Below are 24281 nucleotides of genomic sequence, written 5' to 3' on the forward strand. Positions count from 1 at the left end.
TCCCCTCATCTCTCGCACCGATAGGCTTCACACTTATGGCTGAGTTCATTTATCAGATGAAGAAGGTTCGCAAGGCGCACGGCGACAAAGTCGTGCTCGACGACGTCACCTTGAACTTCCTTCCCGGCGCCAAAATCGGCGTCGTCGGCCCGAACGGCGCGGGTAAATCCAGCGTGCTGAAGATCATGGCCGGACTGGACCAGCCCAACAACGGCGACGCCTTCCTCGCCTCCGGCGCCACGGTCGGCATCCTTCAGCAGGAGCCCCCGCTGAACGAGGAGAAGTCCGTCCGCGGCAACGTCGAGGAGGGGCTCGGCGAGATCAAGGTGAAGCTCGACCGCTTCAACGAGATCGCCGAGCTCATGGCCACCGACTACTCCGACGAGCTCATGGAGGAGATGGGCAAGTTGCAGGAGGACCTGGACCACGCCGACGCCTGGGACCTCGACTCCCAGCTCGAGCAGGCCATGGACGCGCTGCGCTGTCCGCCGCCGGACGAGCCGGTCACCAACCTCTCCGGTGGAGAGCGTCGTCGGGTCGCATTGTGCAAGCTGCTGCTGAGCAAGCCCGACTTGCTGCTGCTCGACGAGCCGACCAACCACTTGGACGCCGAGAGCGTGAACTGGCTCGAGCAACACCTGGCCCAGTACCAGGGCGCCGTGCTCGCGGTAACCCACGACCGGTACTTCCTGGACAACGTGGCGCAGTGGATTCTCGAACTGGATCGCGGCCGCGCCTATCCGTACGAAGGCAACTACTCCACCTATCTGGAGAAGAAGGCCGAGCGCCTCGAGGTGCAGGGCAAAAAGGACCAGAAGCTGCAGAAGCGGCTCAGGGAAGAACTCGCCTGGGTGCGTTCCGGCGCCAAGGCCCGCCAGGCCAAGAACAAGGCCCGCCTCGGTCGGTACGAGGAGATGGCGGCCGAGGCCGAGAAGATGCGGAAGTTGGATTTCGAGGAGATCCAGATTCCCGCGGGACCGCGCCTGGGCAGCGTGGTTGTGGAGGTCGAGCACTTGGACAAGGGCTTCGGCGACCGTCAGCTGATCAAGGACCTCTCCTTCACTTTGCCGCGTAACGGCATCGTCGGTGTCATCGGCCCGAACGGTGTCGGCAAGACCACGCTTTTCAAGACCATCGTCGGGCTCGAGCAGCCCGACAGTGGCATCGTCAAGGTCGGCGAGACGGTCAAGTTGAGCTACGTCGACCAGAATCGTGCGGGCATCGACCCGAAGAAGACGGTGTGGCAGGTGGTCTCCGACGGGCTGGACTTCATCGAGGTCGGCCAACAGGAGATGCCGTCGCGCGCCTACGTCAGCGCGTTCGGTTTCAAGGGCCCGGACCAGCAGAAGCCCGCGGGCGTGCTCTCCGGTGGTGAGCGCAACCGCCTGAACCTGGCGATGACACTCAAGCAAGGCGGCAACCTGATCCTGCTGGACGAGCCGACCAACGACCTCGACGTGGAAACCCTCGGTTCGCTGGAGCATGCCCTCGAGCAGTTCCCTGGCTGTGCCGTGGTGATTTCCCACGATCGCTGGTTCCTCGACCGCACCTGCACCCACATCCTCGCGTGGGAGGGCGACTCCGACAACGAGGCCGAGTGGTTCTGGTTCGAGGGCAACTTCGAGGCGTACGAGGCCAACAAGATCGAGCGTCTCGGCCTGGAAGCGGCTCGTCCACACCGGGTTACGCACCGCAAGCTGACGCGCGGCTGAGTCCTGCCGGTAGGGCGGGGCAATTTCCGCACCGCCCTCCCGAAGTTCCCGAGACCCGAAGTCCTCGGCAAACACCGTGTGCGATCGCATCAGGACGTGTCGCTGACAAGTGACATCGGCAACCCGGAACAGGAGTGACACCTACCCACGCGTAGCTCGCTAGGGTGGGAGTTGTGAATGCGCAGGCGCAGTTCGAGCAATCGGTGGCCCCGACCGCCGAAGTGTTGGCCGAGCTGACCCGAGGTACCGATGCGGCGCCGTGGCCGCCGCGGATACGACCTCTCGCGCTCACCTGACGTTCGCCGGTCCGATCGTGTACTGAGCCGAGGTCATCCGTTCGAACTTGGCAAACGAGCGGCGAACACCGTGGTTGTGGTGAACACCCAGGGATTGGAAGGCAATTCACCCCCTGCGTCTTCGGCGCACAGCTACTCTCGGACCGGCGTCGCTTTGTTACGGAACCGATATCCGAGGGAGTTGGCGAAAAAATGACGGTCTCGTCCGAATTGTCCAGCGCGGCGTGGGCTGCGAGTTTGCCGCAGTCACTGCGCGGCGACCTCGCGACGCTCGAGGAGGCGTACTTCCGCCACGTCGACGCGGGCGATGTGGACTGTGCGATCACCGGGATCACTCAGATTTTCCGCCGGCACACCGAGCTGGCGATGACGCGTCCCGCCGGTCGCGCCCTGGTGCGGGTGTACCACCAGGACGACGGCTCGGGCATCGGTGCCGCGGTACAGCTGGTCACCGATGACATGCCGCTGCTCGTAGAATCGATCACCTCATCCCTGAGCCGGATCGGCGTCAGCGTGAGCGAGGTGATCCACCCGATCTTCGAGGTCGAGCGGGACGCGGACGGACGGTTGACGCACGCTGCCGCGCACGAGGTGGACGGCACCGGCCCGACCGGGCTGAGCGAATCGTGGATGCATGTGCAACTTCACCCGTCGACCAGTCCGGCGCTGCTGGCCAAGGTGGAGGCCGCCATGCCGGACGTGGTCGCCGACGTGCGCCAGGTGATCGGCGACACCGAGGCCATCAAGGACATGCAGAGCAGGCTTGCCGAAGACCTGGAGTTCGCCGCGAAATCCGGGACCGCACCGTTCAGTGCCACCGACCTCGTCGACACCGCCGACCTGCTGCGCTGGCTGGCGCATGGAAACTTCACCGTGCTCGGCTACGCCCGCTACCGCCTGAGCGGCGCCCAAGGGCAGGAGATATCCAACGCACTGCCCGGGACCTGCCTGGGCGTGCTTCGTCCGGATGTCGGCACCGATTTCCAGGTGCCGGTCAACGGTGGCGATCGGCCGCTGCTCATGCTGACCCAGGGTTTGGTCCCCGCCACGGTGCACCGCTCGGCGTACCCGTACTTCGTCGGCGTCGCCGACTTCGACGAGACCGGAACGATCATCGGCGAGCACCTGTTCATCGGCGTCTTCACCGTCACCGCCGTGCATGAGAACGTGCTGGATATCCCGGTGATCGAGCGCAGGGTGCGTTCGGTGATCGAGGAGAGCGGGTTCGACCTCGAGTCGTTCTCCGGTCAGGCGATGCTCGAGGTCATCCAGTCTTTCCCGCGGACCGAACTGTTCTCCTCCGATGCCGAGACGCTGCGGCGCACCGCCGCTGCCGTGCTGAACGTGGGCCTGCGCCGGCAGGTGCGGCTGTTCCTGCGAGCGGACACCTACGGTCGTTTCGTCGCCTGCCTGGTCTACCTCCCGCGCGACCGTTACACCACCAGGGTGCGGCTGGAGATGCAGGACATCCTGGTCCGCGAACTGGGTGGTGTCTCCATCGACTACTCCGCGCGGGTGGGCGAAAGTGATTTGGCCCGGGTGTATTTCACGGTGCGCATGCCCGAAGCCGAGTTCGGTGTCGCGCGCCATTCACCGCCGGCCGCCGACACCTCCGAACCCAACCGGCTGCGTCTCCAGAATCTGCTCGCCGAGGCGAGCCGGACCTGGGAAGACCACCTGAACGACGCGGTGAGCACGTCGACGGTGCTCGACCCCGCCGTGGTGCAGCGCTACGCGGGAGCCTTCCCTGAAGGCTACAAGCAGGACTTCGCTTCCGACCGCGCCCTCGCCGACATCGTGCGTCTGGAACGGCTGCGTGACGGCGGCATCGACCAACACCTCTACCGCAAAGTGGAGTCGGAGCCGGGTTCTTGGCGCTTCACCCTCTACGTCGGCGGCAGCGGGATCTCGCTGAGCCAGGTACTTCCGGTGCTGCAGAGCCTGGGCGTCGAGGTGGTGGACGAGCGGCCGTACCGGATCGTGCTGGAGACGCCGCCGGACGGTGCCGGCGGCGCCACTGGTGAACGGTGGATATACGACTTCGGTTTGCTTGCCCGGCCCGAGCTGCTGCGCAGCTCGCTGGACCGAGACCTGGACGCTGAGCTGCTCGAATCCTCCAAGCGCGCTGACGTGCTGGAGTCGGAGGTGCGCGGGCTGCGTGAGCGGTTCATCGGCGCCGTCGAGGCAGTATGGTACGGCCGCGCCGAGGCCGACGGGCTCAACGAGCTCGTGCTACGCGCCCGGCTGCCATGGCGTGCCGTTTCGATCTTGCGCACCTACGCGAAGTATCTGCAGCAAACCGGTTTTCCGTATAGCCAGGCGAACATCTGCCGCGTGTTGCTGACCTATCCGGATGTCGCGCGGCTGTTCGCCGACCTGTTCGCGGCGCGCTTCGATCCGGACACCGTCTCCGCCGAACACGCTTCCGCGCTGGAGACCCAGGTGCACGGCCGGATCGACGAGGTCGTCAGCCTCGATGCGGACCGCATCCTGCGCGCGATTCTCGGCCTGATCAAGGCGACACTGCGCACCAACTATTACGTAACCGACGCCGAAGGTGTGTCGCGCGACTACGTCTCGGTGAAGGTGGAGCCGCATGCGATTGCGGAGTTGCCGAAGCCGAGGCCGCAGTTCGAGATTTTCGTGTATTCCCCCAGGGTGGAGGGTGTGCATTTGCGTTTCGGTTCGGTGGCGCGTGGTGGTTTGCGGTGGTCGGATCGGTTGGAGGATTTCCGGACCGAGGTTTTGGGTTTGGTGAAGGCGCAGGCGGTGAAGAACGCGGTGATCGTGCCGGTGGGTGCGAAGGGCGGGTTCGTGGTGAAGCAGCCGCCGGGGGCGACGGGTGATCCGGTGGCGGATCGTCAGGCGCTGGGTGCGGAGGGTGTGGCGTGTTATCGGACGTTCATTTCTGGTTTGTTGGATGTCACCGACAATGTGGATCGTGTGTCTGGTGAGGTGTTGCCGCCGGCGCGGGTGGTGCGTCGTGATGGTGATGACACCTATTTGGTGGTTGCTGCGGATAAGGGCACTGCGACGTTCTCCGATATCGCGAATGATGTCGCGCAGAGCTACGGGTTCTGGTTGGGGGATGCGTTCGCCTCTGGTGGTTCGGCGGGGTATGACCATAAGGCGATGGGTATCACGGCCAAGGGTGCGTGGGAGAGTGTCAAGCGGCATTTCCGTGAGATGGAGATCGATACGCAGACGCAGGATTTCACTGTTGTCGGTGTGGGTGACATGAGTGGTGATGTGTTCGGTAACGGGATGTTGTTGTCGGAGCACATTCGTTTGGTGGCGGCGTTCGACCATCGGCATATCTTCCTCGATCCGGTTCCGGACGCGGCCCGTTCGTTCCAGGAACGTCAGCGTATGTTCGCGCTTCCGCGTTCCTCGTGGGCCGATTACGACGCTTCGCTGATCAGCCCAGGCGGCGGCGTGTGGGACCGCACCGTGAAGTCGGTGCCGATCAGCCCCCAGGCCAGGAAGGCGCTCGGGCTGGCCGACGACGTCGAGGCGCTGTCACCGCCGGAACTGGTGCGCGCGATCCTGCTCGCCCCGGTCGACCTGTTGTGGAACGGTGGCATCGGCACCTACGTCAAGGCGAGCAGCGAAACCAATGCCGATGTGGGCGACAAGTCGAACGACGCGGTGCGGGTGAACGCGAACCAGTTGCGGGTCAAGGTGATCGGCGAGGGCGGCAACCTGGGCGCAACGGCGCTGGGCCGGATCGAGTTCTGCCGCAACGGCGGCAAGATGAACACCGACGCGCTGGACAACTCGGCGGGCGTGGACTGCTCCGACCACGAGGTCAACATCAAGGTGCTGCTGGACGGCGTGGTCAGCAGCGGTGAGCTGCCGGAGGCCGACCGTAACCCGCTGCTCGCCTCGATGACCGACGAGGTCGCGCAGATGGTCTTGCGGGACAATGTGGCCCAGAACTTCCTCATGGGACTCTCGCGCACCGACGCATCGCAGATGCTGCACGTGCACACGCGGCTCATTCAAGATCTGGAGGAGCGCCGTGGCCTGGACCGCGAACTCGAGGCGCTGCCCTCGGATCAGGAGATGAAGCGCAGGCTGGAGGAGGGCGCGGGTCTGGCGTCGCCGGAGCTGGCCAACCTGATGGCGCATGTGAAGTTGTCGCTCAAGGCCGATCTGCTCGACTCCGACCTGCCCGACAGTCAGTACTTCGCAGCCCGGCTGCCCGCATACTTCCCGACGCCGTTGCGCGGCAGGTTCGGCACGGCGATCAAGAGACACCGGCTGCGCAGGGAGATCGTCACCACCATGATCGTGAACGAGATGGTGGACTACGGTGGCATCACCTACGCGCACCGGCTGAGCGAGGAGATCGGCGCCACCACCACCGACGCGGTGCGCGCATTCGCCGCGGCTAGCGGGATCTTCGACCTGCATGCCATGTGGACAAGGATCCGGGAATGCGACGCGCCCACCGCGGTGCGTGACTTACTCGAACTCGAGACCAAGCGCACCTTGGACCGGGCGTCCCGGTGGTTCCTGAGCAACCGACCGCAGCCGGTTGCGGTCGGCGCGGAGATCAACAGGTACAGCACGGACGTGCGCGAGCTCGCCCCGAAGGTGCCGGGTTGGCTGCGCGGACACCACGTGACCAGCCTCACCGACCAAGCGGCCGAGCTGATCGCACGCGGCGCCCCGACCGACCTGGCCACCGAGGTCTTCGGTCTGCTCACCCTGTTCCCGCTGCTGGACATTGTGGACATCGCCGACATCACCGACCGGGACGGCGACGAGGTCGGCTCGCTGTACTACGCGCTCAACGATCACCTCAAGATCGACTGGCTGCTGGAGGCGGTCAGCCACCTCGAGCGCGGCGACCGCTGGCACTCGCTGGCCCGGCTCGCGCTGCGTGACGATATGTACGGGTCGCTGCGCTCGCTCACCCTCGACGTGCTCTCCGGCGGTGACCCGGAGGAGACCGCGGACGAGAAGATTGCATACTGGGAGTCGAAGAATCAGTCCAGGCTCGGTCGAGCCAGGGCGGCACTGTCGGAGTTGTTCGAGTCCGGAACCCACGATCTCGCCACGCTGTCGGTTGCGGCGCGGCAAGTGCGGAGCATGGTGAGCGGGGTGGGTGCCCAATCGGAGGTACCACGTTGACGAGTTCGTCGCACGCTGGCGGAAAAGCGCTGGGCAGCATTGTGCTGCCCAGGCGCTTTCACACCAAGGTAGACGTCAGGTGGTCGGACATGGATGTGTTCCAGCACGTCAACCATGCCCGTATGGTGACGCTGCTGGAGGAAGCGCGGATCCCATGGCTGTTCGAGGACGGTCGCCCGACCGCTGCGCTGCGTGCGGGCTGCGTGCTCACAGACCTACGGGTCCGCTACCGCGGCCAGCTGCGGCACGAGGACACGCCGCTGGATATCGCCATGTGGATCGAGCAGCTGCGTGCGGTCGACTTCACTATCGGCTACGAGGTGCACGCCGCCGGCGCGGCGGCTGATTCGGCGCCTGCGGTGATCGCGTCCACGCAGATCGCGGCGTTCGACATGCGGGCGCAGCGGCTGCGGCGGCTCACGGACTCGGAGCGCGATTACCTGTCCGAGTGGATGGAGTGAGCGATCGCGCGTCGGTGATCGCTGAATAGGGACAGTAGAGCCGTGATGGCAGAACAACGAGTGCTGCACGTATCCGATCCGGCGGAGCGGGAGAATCTCGCGACGTTCCTGACCCGGGCCGTCCGGCTGGACCAAGCGGCGGTGGTGCGCCTGCGCCGCCGTGGGGAGCGCTACCTCTCGGCCTGGGTGGCGACGGGTTTCGAGGCGCTGGCGGTGCGCACCGTGGTCGCCGAGCTCGGCGTCGACGATGTGACCGTCGCCGCCGACTTGGTGCTGGCCGGGCTGACGACCAGTAGTCCGATCGATCTGGGGTATTCGATGGACTCCGCCTGGCGCGGCGCGCTGCCGCCCGCCGACGGCTTCGCACACATCGATGACGTGCCCGCGCGTACTCTGGTCGATCTCGCCGAGCAGGGTGCGCGGCTGGCCAAGGAACACGGCAGCGGTCACGGCCCGCCCGCGTCGTTGCTCGATCAGACAGTGTTGACCGTTTCCGGTGCGGACACCCAGGTGCAGGTGCCCATGCGGGTCGTCTTCGCGCTCACCGCCATGGATTTCATTCCGTATTCGGGGGAGAAGGTCGATCCGTGCCGTATCCCGCCCGCCGAGATTGTTCGGGTTCGGGCCAGCCGGACCTGGCTGCGGCTGGATGCCCGCTACGGCTCGGTCGCCCGCCGCCTCGGCGGCGGTATCCCACTGCTGCCGCGCTAGCTGCTGCCGCGCTGCCTGGAGCTGACGTCGCTCTCGGCCGCTGCGCCGCGCTGGCATTGCTGCGCCGCGCCGCCTGCTGCGCTTACCGTTCGCACTGCACTGCACTGCACCATGCGCCGCGCAGACTTTGCTGCCGCGCGCTATCGCGGCTGTTGTCAGGGACCGCTGCACTGTATTTGCCCCTGCTGCATCGGATTGGCTCTGCTGTGCCGTAATAGCGCTGCTGCCCTGTACTGACAGTGCTGCGCCGCGCGAGACGCAATGGCAGGCGGCGGACTGCAAGCAGGGATGGCGACGGCGAACTCTCCGGTAGCACGGTAGCGTCTCGCGAGCGATGAAATGGTTGGCGGCGCCGTCAACAGGAGGGGACGGCGCCGCCCGCGGCTGCGGCCCGCGAAGAAGATTGGCCGACAATGATTTTCGAGACCGGTCAGGAGACACCGGCGAGGTGCGACACCGCCGTCGTCACGCCGGCCGCGAGGATCACCACCACGATCGGCTGCTGTTTCCAGCGAGCATGCCGCCGACAAGAACGCCTGCGAGCACTGCGAATCCCAGACTGCCCGTGCCGAGCGGCAAGGTGGTCAGGGCCACCAGCGTGGGAAGCAGGACGACGGTGCCGATTTCCGGCAGACCACTGTGCGGGCCGGTAAGCGCACCCGGTCGCGCGGCGCGGGACCAGCCCAGCGGAAGGCGTAGGCGCCCGCAGCGAGGGCGAATGCTCCGGCGGCCAACATCATTGCGTGCCGCCAACCGATACCCGACCACCTCCGGAAAACCAACAAGCTGTACGGCAGGCGCCTGGAGTTCACCACAAGCCGCGGCGACCACCTCCGCGATCGGGCTGCCACCCGCGGCGGCGATGCCGAGGAACAGGAACTCTGAGTCTCCGGTGAGCACAGCACAGCCGAGGACGACGGGCAGCCAGATCGGAAGCCGGCGCCGACCGCGGTCGCCCCGGCGCCGACCGCCCGTCGAACGACACCTGGTGGTCGAATACACCTGAACCTGAGGCTCAGGCCGCGCCTTCGCCGAGGTACTGCAACCACAGCGGGTCGAGCTCGGTGGTGGTGGACAGCAGGCGCCAGTGCGGGCCTTTCGGCGAGACCAGCGGGGAGCGCAACGTCCAGCCCAGCTCACTCAGCAGCTTGTCGGCCTTGCGATGGTTGCACGGTGCGCAGCTGGCGACGCAGTTCTCCCAAGAGTGTTCCCCGCCTCGGCTGCGCGGGACGACATGGTCGATGGTCTCGGCCTTGCCGCCGCAGTAGCCGCACCGATAGCGGTCCCGGTGCATGAGGGCTGCGCGGGTCATCGGCACCCTGGCCCGGTACGGCACGTGCACATAGTTGCGTAGGCGGATGACCGAGGGAATGGCCACGGATGCTTCGGCGGAATGGACCACCGGTCCTGCGTCATTCTGATGGACGGCGTCGGCCTTGTCGCAGATGAGCAAGACGACCGCGCGACGCGCGGACAAGGCGGTAAGCGGTTCGTAGGTGGCGTTCAATAGCAGCACCCTGGTCTTGAGCCAGTTCGTGCCCTCGGTGGGCGGTGCGGCGGGGTGCGACGCATGGTCGTGGTGGCCATGATGGCCGGCAGGACAATGTTCGGACAAGAGGTGCAGCGGAGTAGCCCCCGACCCACGATTGTGGACGTCGGCGGGCTGGAGTTGTCGGTGCGCTCGCGCCTCGTGTGATCGGGCGCTGTGCCGCTGCTTCATCTCGACCTCAATTTCATGATTGGCAGGATCATGTGGTATCTGCGGAGCAGAGACTGCCACCCAGTGGACCATGGAACGTCGGCCAGTGCACGGTGATTTTCAACAATGTCTGGTTAACGGTGGCTGAAGAGCCATCCAGCCGCGACGTTGCGGCGGCTGCGCGGCGGCCGAAGGGTGCGGGCACAATGGGCTGTGGCGCATTCGGCGAATCGAGAGGGTCTATGACTTCGGGCGAGCACACAGCGACGTCGTTCTACGAGATGGTCGGCGGGGCGGAGACGTTCCGGCGGATCGTCGCGGCGTTCTACCGCGAGGTGGCGGCCGACGAGGTGCTGCGCCCCCTCTACCCGGAGAAAGACCTGGGCCCCGCCGAGCGGCGCCTGCGGATGTTCCTCGAGCAGTACTGGGGCGGTCCGCGCACCTACTTCGACGAGCGCGGCCATCCACGCCTGCGCATGCGGCACATGCCGTTCACCATCGGGGAGATCGAGCGTGACGCGTGGCTGCGGTGCATGCGGATCGCGGTCGCGGAGATCGAGCCCGATATCCTCGACGACGAGCACAGGAAAGCTCTGCTCGACTACCTGGAGATGGCGGCCAACTCGCTGGTGAACGCCCCGTTCTGACCGCGCGTTCCCGGCGCGGACCGGCATCCTGGCAAGTGTTGTTTCCGACAGCTTTGCGGTGGCGGTGAATTCGCTGGCGTACCGAAGGTTGCCTGGATGTTTCGGTTTAGAGGTGAGGCAGCATCAGGTTCCGGCTCAGCGCAACAACGCTGACTATTCGCCCGACCGCGAGAACGCAGGTTTGCCCGAAGGTCTTCAGCGCGAAACTTTGGCACTATTGCACTCGTGATTGATACACCAGCCGTAGCGGCGCCGGTGGATCGCACCACCCAGCCGTGGTGGCGGTCGGCCGTGTTCTACCAAATTTATCCCCGATCCTTCGCGGACTCGAGCGGTGACGGGATCGGTGATCTCGCCGGTGTCCGGGACAAACTCGGCTACCTCGAACTGTTGGGCGTGGACGCGCTGTGGGTCTGCCCGGTGATGCGTTCGCCGATGGCCGACGGCGGCTATGACGTAGCCGATCCGCGCGACATCGACCAGCTTTTCGGCGGTCTCGCCGCGATGGACGAGCTGATCGCGGCGGCCCACTCCCGTCGAATCAAGGTCACGATGGATCTGGTGCCCAACCACACCAGCGACCAGCACCCGTGGTTCCGCGCGGCACTGGCCGCCGCGCCGGGTAGCCCGGAACGTGAACGCTACATTTTCCGAGATGGCCGTGGGCTCGACGGCGCCGAGCCGCCGAACAACTGGCCGAGCATTTTCGGCGGACCCGCTTGGACCAGGGTCACCGAGCTCGACGGCACGCCGGGGCAGTGGTACCTGCATATCTTCGCGCGCGAACAGCCGGATCTGAACTGGGACAACGACGACGTTGCCGCCGATTTCGAGCAGACCATGCGGTTCTGGCTCGACCGTGGTGTCGACGGATTCCGGCTCGACGTCGCACACGGCATGGCGAAACCCGATGGCCTGCCCGACCTGCCCGAGGTCGCCTCCGCATTGCTCGCGCACGACGACAACGACGTGCGTTTCAACAATCCCGCCGTGCACGAGATCCACCGCCGCATCCGCAAGCTGATCGACGAGTACCCGGACGCGGTGACCATCGGCGAGGTGTGGGTGAACGACAACACCCGCTTCGGTGAGTACGTGCGCGCCGACGAATTGCATCTGGCTTTCAACTTCCGTCTTGCCGAGGCCCAGTTCAGCGCCGAGAACGTGCGCCATGCGATCGACAACTCGCTGGCCGCCGTCGGGCCGGTCTTCGCCTCGCCGACTTGGACCCTGTCCAACCACGACATCGAGCGTGAGGTCACCCGATACGGCGGCGGCGCGGTCGGGATCGCGCGGGCACGGGCGATGATCCTGCTGGAGCTCGCGCTTCCCGGCGCGGTGTTCATCTACAACGGCGCCGAGCTCGGACTGCCGAACGTGGACGACCTGCCCGACGAGGTCCTGCAGGACCCGGTGTGGGAACGCTCCGGCCACACCGAACGCGGCCGCGACGGCTGCCGGGTGCCGGTACCGTGGGAGGGTAGTGGACCGCCGTTCGGGTTCACCACCGGCAGTTCCTGGCTGCCGATCCCGCCCGACTGGGCCGGACTGACCGTTGAAGCCCAGCTCGAGAAACTCGACTCCACACTGTCGCTCTATCGCACGGCGATCGAACTCCGCGCTCTGCGACCTGAATTCGGGGGCGACCGAATCGAGTGGTACGGCAGCCCGGCGGGCTGCCTCGCGTTCCGCCGTCCCGGTGGGCTTGTCTGCGTGCTCAACGCCTCGGCGACGCCCATCCCGTTGCCGCCGGGGGATGTGCTGCTGGCCAGCGCGCTGCCGGAGGGTGGCCAGCTACCACCGAACTCTGCGGCCTGGCTGGTCTGAGTGTCGCCGTGCGGCAGAAGGCAGACCGAAAGGCCTGGCCCACCCGTTGCACCGGGACACGAACCCATGACGGTTCGACCGGACGAAGAACTACTACACACGATCGTCTACCGTTGATCCGTGAGCATTCTCGAGACAGTGCTGATCTTCGTCGGCATCCCGCTGGTGATCTACGGTGCGATCGCCGGATTGTCGTTTCTCGGTAAGCCACTGCCTGGTGAGAAGCCGGTCCACTTCGATCTCGGTCAGAAGTGGACCCAGCCGCCGGTGTTGTGGAGTGCTACCGACGAGGTGACCGGCTTGGGTCACTACGACAACGCAGAGACGTCGCATGGACATCATGTGGCTATCGAGTCCACCGAGGTGGAGCTGATCGGAGGCCGGGCAAGTGGCAAGTTCTAAGTGGCCTGCGGTGGTCGAGGCCGACCTGCCGCACGGATACGCGATCACCACCAGCGGGCGCGTCTCCGGCGTGCACGAAGCCGGCGACGTGTTCAAGGAAGCCCCGTTCCGCGATGACGAGCGGCTCACGATGGACAACGTGCTTACCGAGGCGACTCGCGCGACAAAGGTGCGCTTCAACGTCTACATCGGCGACCTGGGTGCTGACCCGGCCGCGGGCGCGGACGCGCTCTTCCCGACCACGCCCGAGGCGGCGCGCTCCGTGCTGATCGCCGTCTCGCCCAACGAGAAGGCGATCGAGGTGCGCTCGGGCCGGGATGTCGCCGATCGCGCGAACGATCGCGTCTGCCAGCTCGGCGTCACCGCCGCGCTGAGCTCGATCCGGCAGGGCCAGCTGATCGACGGTCTCGTTTCCGCGGTGCGGGTGATGGCCGCCGCCATCGGGCGGTAATTTTTGGCTGTGTTCGATTTGCAGCGCCTGCGGCGCTGCGTGTTCGCACGGCAGTTCGTGGTTGTCGTCGAACCGGCGCGTCCACCCGTTCAGCAGGGTGGACGCGCCGGTTTTTTATGACTGTGCGTCGAACGCGCGGGCGCGGAGGGAGCGTTCGATACCGGCCTTGCCCTCGCTGACCAAGCGGCGCAGGGCTGGGGGGTGGTCGCCCGCGAGGAACTTGTCGGCGACGGACACCGCATCCTCGCTGATCGCCCAATGGGGGTAGAGGCCGACCACCACAGTCTGGGCGACCTCGCTGGAGCGGCGCTCCCAGACGCCAGGCACCTCCGCGAAGTAGCGCTCGACGTAGGGAGTGAGCAGGTCACCCTGTCCGGCTGGCGCAAAGCCGCCGACGATGGAGCGTGCGGTGATGTTGGGTAGCGACTCGTCGTGCATCACGGTCGCCCACGCCTGTTCCTTCACCGCGGCCATCGGGCGGGCGGTAGCCGCCGCGGCGGCCTGGCGCCGGCCCGCCGCGGTGGGGTCGCCGGCGAGCTCCTGGTCGATGACCGGGGTATCCAGGCCGTCGGCGTCGATCTCGCCGGCCGCCGCGAGCGCGGACACGATGCGCCAACGTAGGTCGGTATCGACTGCCAGACCGGGCAGCCCGACCTTCGCAGGGTCGCCGTCGAGCAGCTCGCGCAGCACCTCGGTGTGCCAGGCCGACAGCTTCGCGCCGGTCAGCGCATTGACGAAGGCCAGCTGGTGATCCGAGCCCGGCTCGGCCTCGCGGGCCAGCTCCAGCAGCTGGTTCGCGTAGTCCGGCCACCCGGTGGTCGCCGCCCACTCTGGGTCGGCGTAGCTGCCGAGCGTGGTGTTGGCCTGCATCAGGAGTCGTTGCACCACACCGATTTCGGTCTCGTCGCCGACGCCGCGTTGGACCAGGGCGACGAAATCGCGGGCGCGGAATTCGGCCTGGCGGGTCATTTCCCATGCGGCCGACCAGGCCAGCGTGCGGGGGAGCGGCTCGGCGATGTCGGCGATGCGGTTGACGAGGACGTCGAGTGAGCCCGCGTCCAGCCGGACCGAGCAGTAGGTGAGGTCGTCGTCGTTGATCAGCACGAACTGGCCGCGCGGCACGCCGACCAGCTCGGGGACGTCGGTGCGCTCGGCGGCGTCGAGGTCGATTTCGACGCGCTTGGTGCGCAGCAGCTTTCCGTCCTGGTCGGCGTAGACACCGACGGCGAGGCGGTGCACGCGCCGTTCACCCGCGCCTGGCTCCGCGCCGTCCTGTACTACGGCGAACGAGGTGAATCTGCCCTCGGCGTCTACCTCGAAGTCCGGGCGTAGGATGTTCAGTCCGGTGGTCTTGAGCCACTGCGTGCCCCAGGTCGACAGGTCGCGTCCGGACGCCTTCTCCAACGCCGCCAGCAGATCGTCGAACGTGGCATTGCCGTAGGCGTGTTCGGCGAAGTACATGCGCAGACCCGCGAGGAACGGCTCGAGGCCCACATAGGCGACCAACTGCTTCAGGACGCTGGCGCCCTTCGCGTAGGTGATGCCGTCGAAGTTCACCTCGACCGCGTCCAGGTCGGGGATGTCCGCGGCGATCGGATGGGTGGAGGGCAGCTGGTCCTGGCGGTAGGCCCAGGACTTCTCCACGTTCGCGAAGGTGGTCCATGCGTTGGTGTACTCGGTGGCCTCGGACTGGCACAGTACCGCGGCGAAGGTGGCGAACGACTCGTTCAGCCACAGGTCGTCCCACCACTTCATGGTGACCAGGTCGCCGAACCACATGTGCGCCAATTCGTGCAGCACGGTCTCGGCGCGGCGCTCGTAGGACGCGCGGGTCACCTTAGAGCGGAAGACGTAGTCCTCCAAGAAGGTCACCGCGCCCGCGTTCTCCATCGCGCCCGCATTGAACTCCGGCACGAACAGCTGGTCGTACTTGCCGAACGCGTAGGGGACGCCGAAGTGCCTGTGGTAGAACCCGAATCCCTGCTTGGTCTCGGTGAACAGACGCTCGGCGTCCATGTGCTCCGCCAGCGAGGCACGGCAGTAGATGCCGAGCGGTATGCTGCCGTGCTCGTCGGTGTAGACGTCGGTCCATTGCGCGTACGGGCCCGCGATGAGAGCGACCAAGTAGGTGCTCATCTTCGGGGTAGTGCGGAAGATGTGCTTGCCCGGGTCGGCCGCGACGGTGTGCACGAAAGCGGCGTTGGAAACGACCTGCCAGTCGGTGGGCGCGGTGACCGTGAGGTCGAAGGTTGCCTTCAGATCGGGCTGGTCGAAGCAGGCGAACATCCGCTTGGCATCCGCGGTTTCGAACTGGGAGTACAGGTACACGGCCTCGTCGGCCGGGTCGACGAACCGGTGCAGACCCTCGCCGGTGTGCGAGTACTCGCAGTCTGCCTCGACCACCAGCTCGTTGTGTTCGGCCAGATCGGTCAGCGCGATTCCGGTCGACTCGTCGTAGTCGGAGATGTCCAAAGCGTTGCCGTTGAGCACCGCCGAGCGCACATTGCGCGCCACGATATCGATGAACGTGCCCGCGCCCTTCAACGCGGTGAAGGTCACGGTGCTGCGGGAGAAGAAGGTCTGCTCGCCCGGTTTGTCCGCCCCGTCGGTGAGATCCAGGTCGATTCGATAGTTCTCGACCGATACCGTCGAGGCGCGTTCGATCGCCTGGTCACGAGTGAGGTTGGGTGCGGACATGGGGCTCCTTCGTGGTCGAAGAACGGGCACGGGCGCACCCACAATGCCACCTGGATGCGGCCGCCCGCGCGGGACTTTCCGCACCAACCCTAACCGCGTGGCCCGCCCCCGCGTGCCGACGACGGCGGCGGGCGGACGGTGCGGCTTCTTCGCCCACGGCGCGGCGGTATTCTGCCTGTTGCAGGGCAGGTTCACCCCTACGGATTCGGAGGCTCGACGTTGAAGCATGTGCACGCCGGGAAGGTGCGCGACCTGTACGAAGACGGCGATACCCTGTTGCTGGTCGCCTCCGACCGGGTCTCGGTGTATGACGTCGTATTGCCGACGCCGATCCCGGACAAGGGCGCGCTGCTGACTCAGCTGTCGAACTGGTGGTTCGAATACTTCACCGATGTGCCTGATCACGTGGTCTCCGCCACCGACGTGCCCGCCGAGTTCGCGGGCCGCGGAATCCGGGTCAAGCCGCTGAAGATGGTGCAGGTCGAATGCATTGCCCGCGGCTACCTGACCGGCTCGGGGCTCGTTGAGTATCGGCGAACGGGCTCGGTGTCCGGGGTGGCGCTGCCGCCGGGGCTGCGTGAGGGCGACAAGTTGCCCGAGCCGATCTTCACGCCGACCACCAAAGCGTCGCAAGGCCACGACGAGTCGATCACGTTCGCGGACGTGGTGAACCAGGAGGGGCGCGCGGTCGCCGAGCGGCTGCGCGAGCTCACCCTGCACATCTACGCCCGCGGCGCGGCGCACGCCGCCGAACGTGGCGTCATCGTCGCCGACACCAAGGCCGAATTCGGCTGGGACGGCGATATTCTCACTCTCGGCGACGAGGTGCTCACTTCGGATTCCTCACGGTTCTGGCCCGCCGACGAGTGGCAGCCGGGAAGGCCGCAGCGCTCGTTCGACAAGCAGTTCGTCCGCGACTGGTCGACCTCCACCGGCTGGGACAAGGAGCCTCCCGGCCCGCAGATCCCGGCCGACATCGTCGGAGCCACCCGGCAGAGGTACATGGAGGCCTACGAACTGATCACCGGCCGGACCTGGACGGGCGTGCCGCGGTAGCCGCGGGTCAGAGCGCCAGGTGCTGGGCCAGCCGGTCCGGACAAGGCCGCTGGCCGACGATGAGCTTGTCGCGGGCGGTGGCAAGGTCGAACCACGCGGCGCGGTCGATCTCCGGAAACTCGGTGATCGTGCCCGAGTGCGGCGGCCACTCCAGTTCGAAGGTTCCAGGCACGATGTCGGCGGGATCCAGGTCGCCCTCGACGGCCCAGAAGGTGACGCTCTTCTTTCCTTTGCCGCTGCCGTAGCTGACCTCGCCCAGCGGTATCCACTCGCCGTGCGGAACGGGCAGGCCGAGTTCCTCGGCGAATTCGCGCCCGGCCGCGGTGCGCGCGTCTTCGGACTCCGGCTCGTACTCGCCCTTGGGAATCGACCAGGCGCCCAGGTCTTTTCGCGCCCAGAACGGGCCGCCCATGTGCCCGAGCAACACCTCGACGTCGTGGCCGGAGGTCCGGCGGAACAGTAGAACTCCCGCGCTGTTTTTGTGTGCCACACCGGGTAGTCTGCCTCGGCCTCGATCGGCAGGCTTCCGTGGCCCGGCCGTGTCGGCGTCGCGTAGCAACTGCGGCTGGTCCACCCGCTCGCCCGCGGTACGCGCGGTCGGCAAATCGGCCGGCAGGTACCACGAAGGTCCGTGTGGCGGATGCCCCCGAACTCCTAGGTGCGGGCGGTCGTGTTCTGAGCGTGCCCGTCCCTGCGTAGCTGGGCGGCGCGGATGGTCAGGTAGTCACGTTCAGAGGAGCTGGTGGTGCGGGCGGCCGCTGCCGTGTAGCAAGTAATGGCTGCGTCGAAATCGCCTGCCATTTCTTGGAGATGGCCACGGACGGCGTCGAGCCGGTGATTGCCCGCGAGCCGCTCGTCGAGGGTCGAGGCGAGTTGGAGGCCTGCTGAGGGTCCCGACACCATTGCGCTGGCCACCGCGCGGTTGAGAGTCACCATGGGGTTGTCGGAGAGCTGTTCGAGCCGGGTGTACATCGCGAGGATCATCGGCCAGTCGGTGTCCTCGGCGCGCGCCGCCTGAGCGTGCAGCACCGCGATAACCGCCTGGATCTGGTAGGGCCCGCGCAGGCCCTCGGCCAGTGTGGCGGTGGTCAGCGTGGTCCCCTCGGTGATCAGAGCGCGATCCCACAAGGCGCGGTGCTGTTCGACCAGCGGGATGAGTTCGCCGTGCGCGCCGGTGCGCGCCGCGCGCCGGGCATCGGTGAGCAGCATGAGCGCGAGCAGTCCGGTGACCTCGGCGTCTTCGGGCAGCAGCCGGTGCACCGCCCTGGCCAGCCGGATCGCCTCACTGGAGAGGTCCGTGCGGTGCAGCGACGATCCGGAGCTGGTGGTGTGGCCCTCGTTGAAGATCAGGTACAGCACGTGCAGGACTGCGCCGACCCGCTCGTGCCACTGCGCGCCGCCGGGACGCGCGAACGGCCGGTCCAACGTGGCCAGCTTCTTCTTCGCTCGCGTGATCCGTTGCGCCATAGTCGTTTCCGGCAGCAGAAAGGCGCGCGCGATCTGCTCGGTGCTGAGGCCGCCGACCGCCCGCAGGGTCAGCGCGATGGCACTGGCCGGCGACAGCGCGGGGTGGCAGCACAGGAACAGCATCGCGAGCGTGTCGTCGTGGTCGACAGGGGCGGCATCGGTGACATCGCGTTCGAAGGCGGTGTTCTCTCTGCGCCGCCGGGCCACCTCGGCGCGCACTGCGTCGGCCATCCGACGCTGCGCCACCTGGATCAGCCAGGCCCGTGGATGGTCCGGCAGACCTTCGGACGGCCACTGCGTCGCGGCCGCCAGCATCGCCTCCTGCAGTGCGTCCTCGGCCGTGTCGAAATCGCCGAATCGGCGGACGAGCGCTCCGAGGACCTGCGGCGCCAGTGCGCGCAGCAGGTCCTCGATGCTCGCCGGGAGCGGTGTGTCGTCGGGCACCGCACGCCGGTCGCTCACTGCTCGGTGGCGGGAGCGCCCATCACCGCGCGGACTTCGATGTATTCGCCGATCGGTGTGCCGCCGGGGCCAGGTGCGGCGGAGGCCTGCGCGGCGATCTCGTAGGCCCGGTCGGGGCTGTCCACGTCGACGATCCAGTACCCGGCCAGGAACTCCTTGGTCTCCGGAAACGGCCCGTCGGTGACCACCGGCGCCGACCGACCGTCCGAGCTGACCACTCGTGCTTCGGTCGGACCAGCCAGACCCTGCCCGTCGACCAGTTCGCCCGACTCGGCCAACTGTGCACCGAGTGCGCGCTGGAAGTCTATGTGCGCCTTGATCTCTTCCGGCGACCATTCGGTTATCGGAGTGTCGCAGTAGGCGGCGGGTGTATAGGTCTTCAACAGCATGTACTTCATAGTTCGACTCCTCTTTCCGGCTCCGGGCCGTTCGGAGCGCCCGTGCGGCGCGCTCGGGGAAAGGTCGGAGCTCGGCGCGCCGATTCGACGTTGTCCTGAGAGTGATTCACATCACAATGGTATGGTCAGGTCGGCGAGCCGATCCGGCTCGACCGGCTCGCCGGACAGGATCAGCTCTTTGATCCGGTCGGTCACATCCCAGACGTTCACGTTCATCCCTGCGAGTACCCGGTTATCCGAGTCCAGCCAGAACGCGACGAACTCGCGCGCCGCCAGGGTGCCGCGCACGACGACCCTGCGGTATCCGCCCGGCGCCGCATAGCCGGTGTACTCCATGCCGAGGTCGTACTGATCAGTGAAGAAGTAGGGCAGCCGGTCGTAGGCGGCTGGTTTGCCGAGCATGGTCGCGGCCGCGACCGCGGGCTGGTTGAGCGCGTTCGCCCAGTGCTCCACCCGGACGCGTGTGCCGAGGACCGGGTGCTGCTGCGCGGCGATGTCACCGACGGCGACGACGTCCGGATCGCTGGTGGTCAGATGCTCGTCGACGAGCACACCGCCGTCTACCGCGAGCCCGGCCTCGGCGGCCAGCTCGACGTTAGGGTGGGCGCCCACCGCGATCAGTACCGCGTCGGCCTCGATCGTGCTGCCGTCACCGAGCCGGACACCGTCGGCGAGCGCCGTCGCGATGGCGTCCTGCGTGGTGATCTCGGCGACCTGCGCGCCGAACCGGAAATCGACCCCGTGCGATCGGTGCAGGTCGGCGAACACCTCGCCCATCTCCGGACCCAGCGCGGCGAGCAGCGGGAGGTCGGCGGTCTCGACAATGGTCACCTGTACGTCGGCCGCACGGGCCGCCGACGCCACCTCCAATCCGATCCAGCCCGCGCCGATGATGACGATCCGGCGTGCGCTGCCGAACAGATTGATCAGGGTGTCGGAGTCTTCGATGGTGCGCAGGGTGTGCACATTGGGCGCGTCCGCCCCGGGAATCGGCAGCGTGCGCGGCGTGGAGCCGGTAGCGAGCGCCAGCTTGTCGTAGGGCACTGTCGAACCGTCGGGCAGGGTGACCGTCTTCGCCGCGGTGTCGAGCCCGGTCACCGTGGTGCCGAGCCGGACTTCGACATGATGGTCGCGGTACCACTGGGCGGGAGCGACGGTGAACTCGCTGAGCTCCTTCTTGCCCGTGAGATGCTCCTTCGACAGCGGCGGACGCTCATAGGGCAGCCGGTCCTCGGCTCCTATCAGCGTCACCGTTCCATCGAAGTCCTTGGCACGCAACGCTTCCGCGATTTTGGCCGCGCCCAGCCCGCCGCCGACGATGACGAAACGCTGATCAGAACTCATAGCGGACTCCTTCGCGGAAGGGAACCGGGATCCTGCCGACCAACCCTACTGGCAGCCGCGCGGCAGCTCGGGAAAACGGTGTGTCGGATGGGAACGAATCGCGCGTCGACGTGGTTGGTCGGTATGGCGGCGGGGTATGCCCCGCCGCCCATCCAGGACCCGATCGAGAGGAATCCACCCGTGACCGACAAAGCCACCAAGGACGTCGCCGATTTCTGGTTCGACCCGCTGTGCCCCTGGTGTTGGATCACGTCCCGCTGGATCCTCGAGGTCGAGCAGGTCAGGGACATCGATGCCCGATTCCACGTGATGAGCCTTTCGGTGCTCAACGAGGACAAGGAAGATCTGCCCCCGCAGTATCAGGAGCTGCTCGCCACCGGCTGGGGCCCGGTCCGAGTCGCCATCGCCGCGGCCCAAGAGCACGGCGACAAGGTGCTGTCGCCGCTCTACACCGCGATGGGCACCCGCATCCACAACCGGCGCGCCGAATACGAGCGGGAGAGCCGCAAAGAGACCCTTGCCGCGGTGATCGCCGACTCGCTCGCCGAGGTCGGTCTGCCTGCCGAACTGGCCGCGGCGGCCGACAGCACCGACTATGACGAGGCGCTGCGCCGGAGTCATCACGAGGGGATGGACAAGGTGGGACCGGACGTCGGTACCCCGACCATCCACATCAACGGGACCGCGTTCTTCGGCCCCGTCCTTTCCCGCATTCCGCGCGGCGAGGAGGCGGGCAAACTCTGGGACGGCGCCGTCGCGCTGGCGTCCTATCCACACTTCTTCGAACTCAAGCGAACCCGGACCGAGGATCCGTCGTTCGACTGAGCGTCGATGTGCGAGTGCCGCGGCGCGCGGCCCTCGCAAGGTGATGCCACGGACTTCCGCGGACTCATCGGCCGGAACCTGACTGTAGGAATTTCGACAGCCGTCGGGCGGAGGTTACCCGGCGCTCACCGGCGGGTTCGGGCGCAGGAACAGCTTGCCGTGCCTGCTGCGGTCGCGCAGCGCCCACATCCGCCAGGTGAGCACCGGGTGGCTGGACGTGGCGTTCACGGCCCAGACGAAGAAGCCCTTTTCGAATGCCGCCCGGTCGGCCATCTCGTCGAAGCCGACCAGCTTGTTCATGTACTTGCCCGCGGCCAGCGTGCCCATCGCGGCGGGCGCGCCGATGTGCCGATTGCAGTAGCCGTGGTTGTCGGCGGTGTACTCCTGCGCGCGGATCAGCGAGCTTCCGATGATCGGCAGGAATGGCACCAGGAACATGCCGAGCTGTCGCCAGTAGGAGGTGTGCCCGGCCGCGATGTGGCCGACCTCATGGCCGATGATGAACGCCAGCGCGTCGGGTTCGCGTGCCGCGCCGCCGATCTCGAAAAGATCGCTGTACACCACGACGTAGCGACGGAAGCCGTGTCCGCTGGCGAACGCGTTGATCTTACCGTTGCCGAGCACCACATACGCGTCCGGCACTTTCGTCATGCCGAAGCGGGCGGCCGCGTCCACCACGAGCCGATACCCCTCGGGAAATTGGGTCGGCGACATCTTCACACCGTTCACCCGCTGGGTCGCGTAGCTGATGCCGCGGCCCAACCACAGCAGCAGCGGCGCGGCCGCGAACGCGAGAACGTACTGGTCGAAGTTGCCGGTCGCCAGTAGCAGCAGCGCGATCAGATAGGCGAAGACCGTCAGCACGATCACGATGACGAGCATCGGGATCTCCCAGCTATGCCTGGCAGGCATGCCGAACGGCGAGAGGCCGCGCGGCTGCCGCTGGGGTGGGAAAACCGGTGGCATCGGCACGCTCGGATAAGGGTTGTGCTGGTACGGCACCGACGAATACGAACCCGATGAGCCGGTGGGATACGAGCCCGGATGTGGCTGGCTGTGGGGTGTGGCGGGCGTGTCCTGAGCCCGCGCCCACCCTGCCTGCTGTGCCTGTGGGTCGGCCTGCTGTCCGGCTCGGTCGTGCGGTTGGGGTTCGTGCTGCTGCATGGGATGAACTCTATTCAGTTGCTATTCGGTTGCCGGGATCGGCTGCCCCGTCGGACTTGTCGACCTGTGGCCGCGAACACAGCTGGCGTATCAGTCGATTCGTGCAGACGCACCGCGGTGTCGATCGAGGGCGTGTGCCCTGTCGTGAGCCTGGTGCGGCGGCCTGACACAATGCCTGCCATGCGCGTATACCTGGGTGCCGACCATGCCGGTTTCGAACTGAAGAATCACGTCAAGGCTCACCTGCGGCAGGCGGGCTACGACATCGTGGACTGCGGCGCGCTCGAATACGACGCGCTCGACGACTACCCTGCCTACTGCGTCGAGGCGGCCCGCCGCACCGTCGCCGATCCCGGCAGCCTGGGCCTGGTGTTCGGCGGCAGCGGTAACGGCGAACAGATCGCCGCGAACAAAGTGCCCGGCGCCCGCTGCGCGCTGGCCTGGAGCGTCGGGACAGCCCAGCTGGCCCGCCAGCACAACAACGCACAACTGATCGGTATCGGCGGCCGCATGCATTCCACCGAAGAAGCGCTGGCCATCGTTGACGCGTTCCTCGCGACCCCGTGGTCGAATGAGGAACGCCACCAGCGGCGCATCGACATCCTCGCCGAATACGAGAAGACCGGCGTCGCACCGCCGGTCCCCGCCTACTGAGCGCACCGCGGTACGGCTGTGCCGGAAGGACATACGCTGCACCGTCTCGCGCGGCTGCATCAGCGTCGCCTCGCGGGTAGCGTGGTGCGCGTATCCAGCCCGCAGGGCAAATTCGCCGCCGGCGCCGCCCGGGTGGACGGTCAGGTGCTGACCAAGGCGGAGGCATGGGGAAAACACCTGCTCCACCATTACGATTCGGGTCTCGTTGTGCACGTGCATTTGGGTCTCTACGGCAAATTCAGCGAGTCCGAGCTGCCGATGGGGGAGCCGGTCGGGCAGGTCAGGATGCGGATGATCGGGGCGCCGCAGGGACAGCCCGGCTTCGGCACCGACCTACGCGGGCCGACCGCCTGCGAGATCCTGTTCGCACCTGAGGTTTCCGCGCTCACCGATCGGCTCGGCCCGGATCCGCTGCGCCGTGGCGCCGACCCGGATCGCGCATGGCACCGTATTCGTCGCTCGCGCAGGCCGATCGGCGCTCTGCTGATGGACCAGCAGGTGCTCGCCGGAGTCGGCAACGTCTACCGCGCGGAACTGCTGTTCCGGCATCGAGTTTCGCCGCATCGGCCCGGCACCGCCCTGACGGACGGCGAGTGGGCTTCCATGTGGGCCGATCTCGGCGCGCTGATGCGCGTGGGGGTGCGCGTCGGGAAGATGGTTGTGGTCCGACCAGAGCACGATCACGGCGAGCCCTCGTATTCGCCCGATCGTCCACGTACCTATGTCTATCGACGCCACGGCGCACCGTGCCGACTGTGCGGCACGCCGATCGCCCATCAGGTCATGGAAACGCGAAACCTTTTCTGGTGCCCCACCTGCCAACCGGGCTGAACCAAAGGCGCCGATCGCCAGGCGGAAGCTGGTCGGTG

At 66.8% G+C, this 24281-nt stretch carries 21 protein-coding genes; 13 read left to right on the top strand and 8 right to left on the bottom strand.

Features of this window, described 5'->3' with window-relative positions; all coding sequences use genetic code 11:
• Window positions 1–35: 35 nt before the first annotated feature.
• The 5 genes from ettA (at window position 36) to OH799_RS31355 (ending at window position 8319) form a co-directional block, all read left to right on the top strand.
• On the top strand, window positions 36–1712 hold the full coding sequence (gene ettA / locus OH799_RS31335; RefSeq protein WP_406271657.1) for an energy-dependent translational throttle protein EttA: 1677 nt from the start codon (window positions 36–38) through the stop codon (window positions 1710–1712).
• A 173-nt stretch (window positions 1713–1885) separates the two neighbouring features.
• Window positions 1886–2008 (top strand): hypothetical protein, encoded by a 123-nt coding sequence (locus tag OH799_RS31340; RefSeq protein ID WP_357267902.1) that lies wholly within the window; start codon window positions 1886–1888, stop codon window positions 2006–2008.
• Window positions 2009–2200: 192 nt separating this feature from the next.
• Window positions 2201–7147 (top strand): NAD-glutamate dehydrogenase, encoded by a 4947-nt coding sequence (locus OH799_RS31345; RefSeq protein ID WP_406271659.1) that lies wholly within the window; start codon window positions 2201–2203, stop codon window positions 7145–7147.
• Window positions 7144–7608 (top strand): acyl-CoA thioesterase, encoded by a 465-nt coding sequence (locus tag OH799_RS31350; RefSeq protein ID WP_406271663.1) that lies wholly within the window; start codon window positions 7144–7146, stop codon window positions 7606–7608. The genes OH799_RS31345 and OH799_RS31350 overlap by 4 nt, the downstream gene beginning before the upstream one ends.
• A gap of 45 nt (window positions 7609–7653) precedes the next feature.
• The gene (locus tag OH799_RS31355) at window positions 7654–8319 is read left to right on the top strand and encodes a hypothetical protein (RefSeq protein WP_406271666.1); all 666 of its coding nucleotides are present in this window, start codon (window positions 7654–7656) and stop codon (window positions 8317–8319) included.
• Window positions 8320–8802: 483 nt separating this feature from the next.
• Here OH799_RS31355 and OH799_RS31360 read toward each other — a convergent pair whose 3' ends face one another.
• Together OH799_RS31360 and OH799_RS31365 are read right to left on the bottom strand one after the other, a co-directional pair.
• Window positions 8803–9219: a hypothetical protein gene (locus tag OH799_RS31360; protein ID WP_406271669.1), complete on the bottom strand. Its 417-nt coding sequence runs from the start codon at window positions 9217–9219 to the stop codon at window positions 8803–8805.
• A gap of 115 nt (window positions 9220–9334) precedes the next feature.
• On the bottom strand, window positions 9335–10039 hold the full coding sequence (locus OH799_RS31365; RefSeq protein ID WP_406271672.1) for an HNH endonuclease: 705 nt from the start codon (window positions 10037–10039) through the stop codon (window positions 9335–9337).
• 221 nt (window positions 10040–10260) lie between these two features.
• On the opposite strand from OH799_RS31365, the gene OH799_RS31370 reads away from it, so the two are divergent.
• The 4 genes from OH799_RS31370 (at window position 10261) to OH799_RS31385 (ending at window position 13345) form a co-directional block, all read left to right on the top strand.
• A complete protein-coding gene (locus OH799_RS31370) occupies window positions 10261–10665 on the top strand; it encodes a globin (RefSeq protein ID WP_406271674.1) in 405 nt (134 codons plus the stop codon).
• A gap of 228 nt (window positions 10666–10893) precedes the next feature.
• Window positions 10894–12492: a glycoside hydrolase family 13 protein gene (locus OH799_RS31375; protein ID WP_406282767.1), complete on the top strand. Its 1599-nt coding sequence runs from the start codon at window positions 10894–10896 to the stop codon at window positions 12490–12492.
• 120 nt (window positions 12493–12612) lie between these two features.
• On the top strand, window positions 12613–12894 hold the full coding sequence (locus tag OH799_RS31380) for a hypothetical protein (protein ID WP_357273071.1): 282 nt from the start codon (window positions 12613–12615) through the stop codon (window positions 12892–12894).
• Window positions 12895–12904: 10 nt separating this feature from the next.
• Window positions 12905–13345, top strand: a complete 441-nt coding sequence (locus OH799_RS31385) for a DUF5130 domain-containing protein (protein ID WP_406271677.1) — start codon at window positions 12905–12907, stop codon at window positions 13343–13345.
• A gap of 114 nt (window positions 13346–13459) precedes the next feature.
• On the opposite strand, the gene pepN is transcribed toward OH799_RS31385, so the two are convergent.
• Window positions 13460–16042 carry an aminopeptidase N gene (gene pepN / locus OH799_RS31390; protein WP_406271680.1) on the bottom strand — a complete coding sequence of 861 codons (2583 nt, stop codon included), beginning with the start codon at window positions 16040–16042 and terminating at the stop codon, window positions 13460–13462.
• A gap of 219 nt (window positions 16043–16261) precedes the next feature.
• Between pepN and OH799_RS31395 the strand changes: the two genes are divergently transcribed.
• Window positions 16262–17098: a phosphoribosylaminoimidazolesuccinocarboxamide synthase gene (locus tag OH799_RS31395; protein WP_406271683.1), complete on the top strand. Its 837-nt coding sequence runs from the start codon at window positions 16262–16264 to the stop codon at window positions 17096–17098.
• A 7-nt stretch (window positions 17099–17105) separates the two neighbouring features.
• On the opposite strand, the gene OH799_RS31400 is transcribed toward OH799_RS31395, so the two are convergent.
• From OH799_RS31400 to OH799_RS31415, 4 genes are all read right to left on the bottom strand, one after another.
• A complete protein-coding gene (locus OH799_RS31400) occupies window positions 17106–17588 on the bottom strand; it encodes an NUDIX domain-containing protein (protein WP_406271686.1) in 483 nt (160 codons plus the stop codon).
• Window positions 17589–17752: 164 nt separating this feature from the next.
• Window positions 17753–19027 (bottom strand): RNA polymerase sigma factor, encoded by a 1275-nt coding sequence (locus tag OH799_RS31405; protein ID WP_406271689.1) that lies wholly within the window; start codon window positions 19025–19027, stop codon window positions 17753–17755.
• On the bottom strand, window positions 19024–19425 hold the full coding sequence (locus OH799_RS31410) for a YciI family protein (protein WP_406271692.1): 402 nt from the start codon (window positions 19423–19425) through the stop codon (window positions 19024–19026). The genes OH799_RS31405 and OH799_RS31410 overlap by 4 nt, the downstream gene beginning before the upstream one ends.
• 111 nt (window positions 19426–19536) lie before the next feature.
• On the bottom strand, window positions 19537–20769 hold the full coding sequence (locus OH799_RS31415; protein WP_406271694.1) for an NAD(P)/FAD-dependent oxidoreductase: 1233 nt from the start codon (window positions 20767–20769) through the stop codon (window positions 19537–19539).
• 123 nt (window positions 20770–20892) lie between these two features.
• On the opposite strand from OH799_RS31415, the gene OH799_RS31420 reads away from it, so the two are divergent.
• The gene (locus OH799_RS31420) at window positions 20893–21594 is read left to right on the top strand and encodes a disulfide bond formation protein DsbA (RefSeq protein ID WP_406282770.1); all 702 of its coding nucleotides are present in this window, start codon (window positions 20893–20895) and stop codon (window positions 21592–21594) included.
• Between the two features lie 114 nt (window positions 21595–21708).
• On the opposite strand, the gene OH799_RS31425 is transcribed toward OH799_RS31420, so the two are convergent.
• The gene (locus OH799_RS31425) at window positions 21709–22758 is read right to left on the bottom strand and encodes a M48 family metallopeptidase (RefSeq protein ID WP_406271696.1); all 1050 of its coding nucleotides are present in this window, start codon (window positions 22756–22758) and stop codon (window positions 21709–21711) included.
• Window positions 22759–22938: 180 nt separating this feature from the next.
• Between OH799_RS31425 and OH799_RS31430 the strand changes: the two genes are divergently transcribed.
• Both OH799_RS31430 and OH799_RS31435 read left to right on the top strand, forming a co-directional pair.
• On the top strand, window positions 22939–23412 hold the full coding sequence (locus OH799_RS31430; RefSeq protein WP_406271699.1) for a ribose-5-phosphate isomerase: 474 nt from the start codon (window positions 22939–22941) through the stop codon (window positions 23410–23412).
• A gap of 18 nt (window positions 23413–23430) precedes the next feature.
• Window positions 23431–24243 (top strand): Fpg/Nei family DNA glycosylase, encoded by an 813-nt coding sequence (locus tag OH799_RS31435; protein WP_406271702.1) that lies wholly within the window; start codon window positions 23431–23433, stop codon window positions 24241–24243.
• Window positions 24244–24281: the final 38 nt, after the last annotated feature.

The sequence above is a fragment of the Nocardia sp. NBC_00881 genome, assembly GCF_045207455.1.
Classification (GTDB): domain Bacteria; phylum Actinomycetota; class Actinomycetes; order Mycobacteriales; family Mycobacteriaceae; genus Nocardia.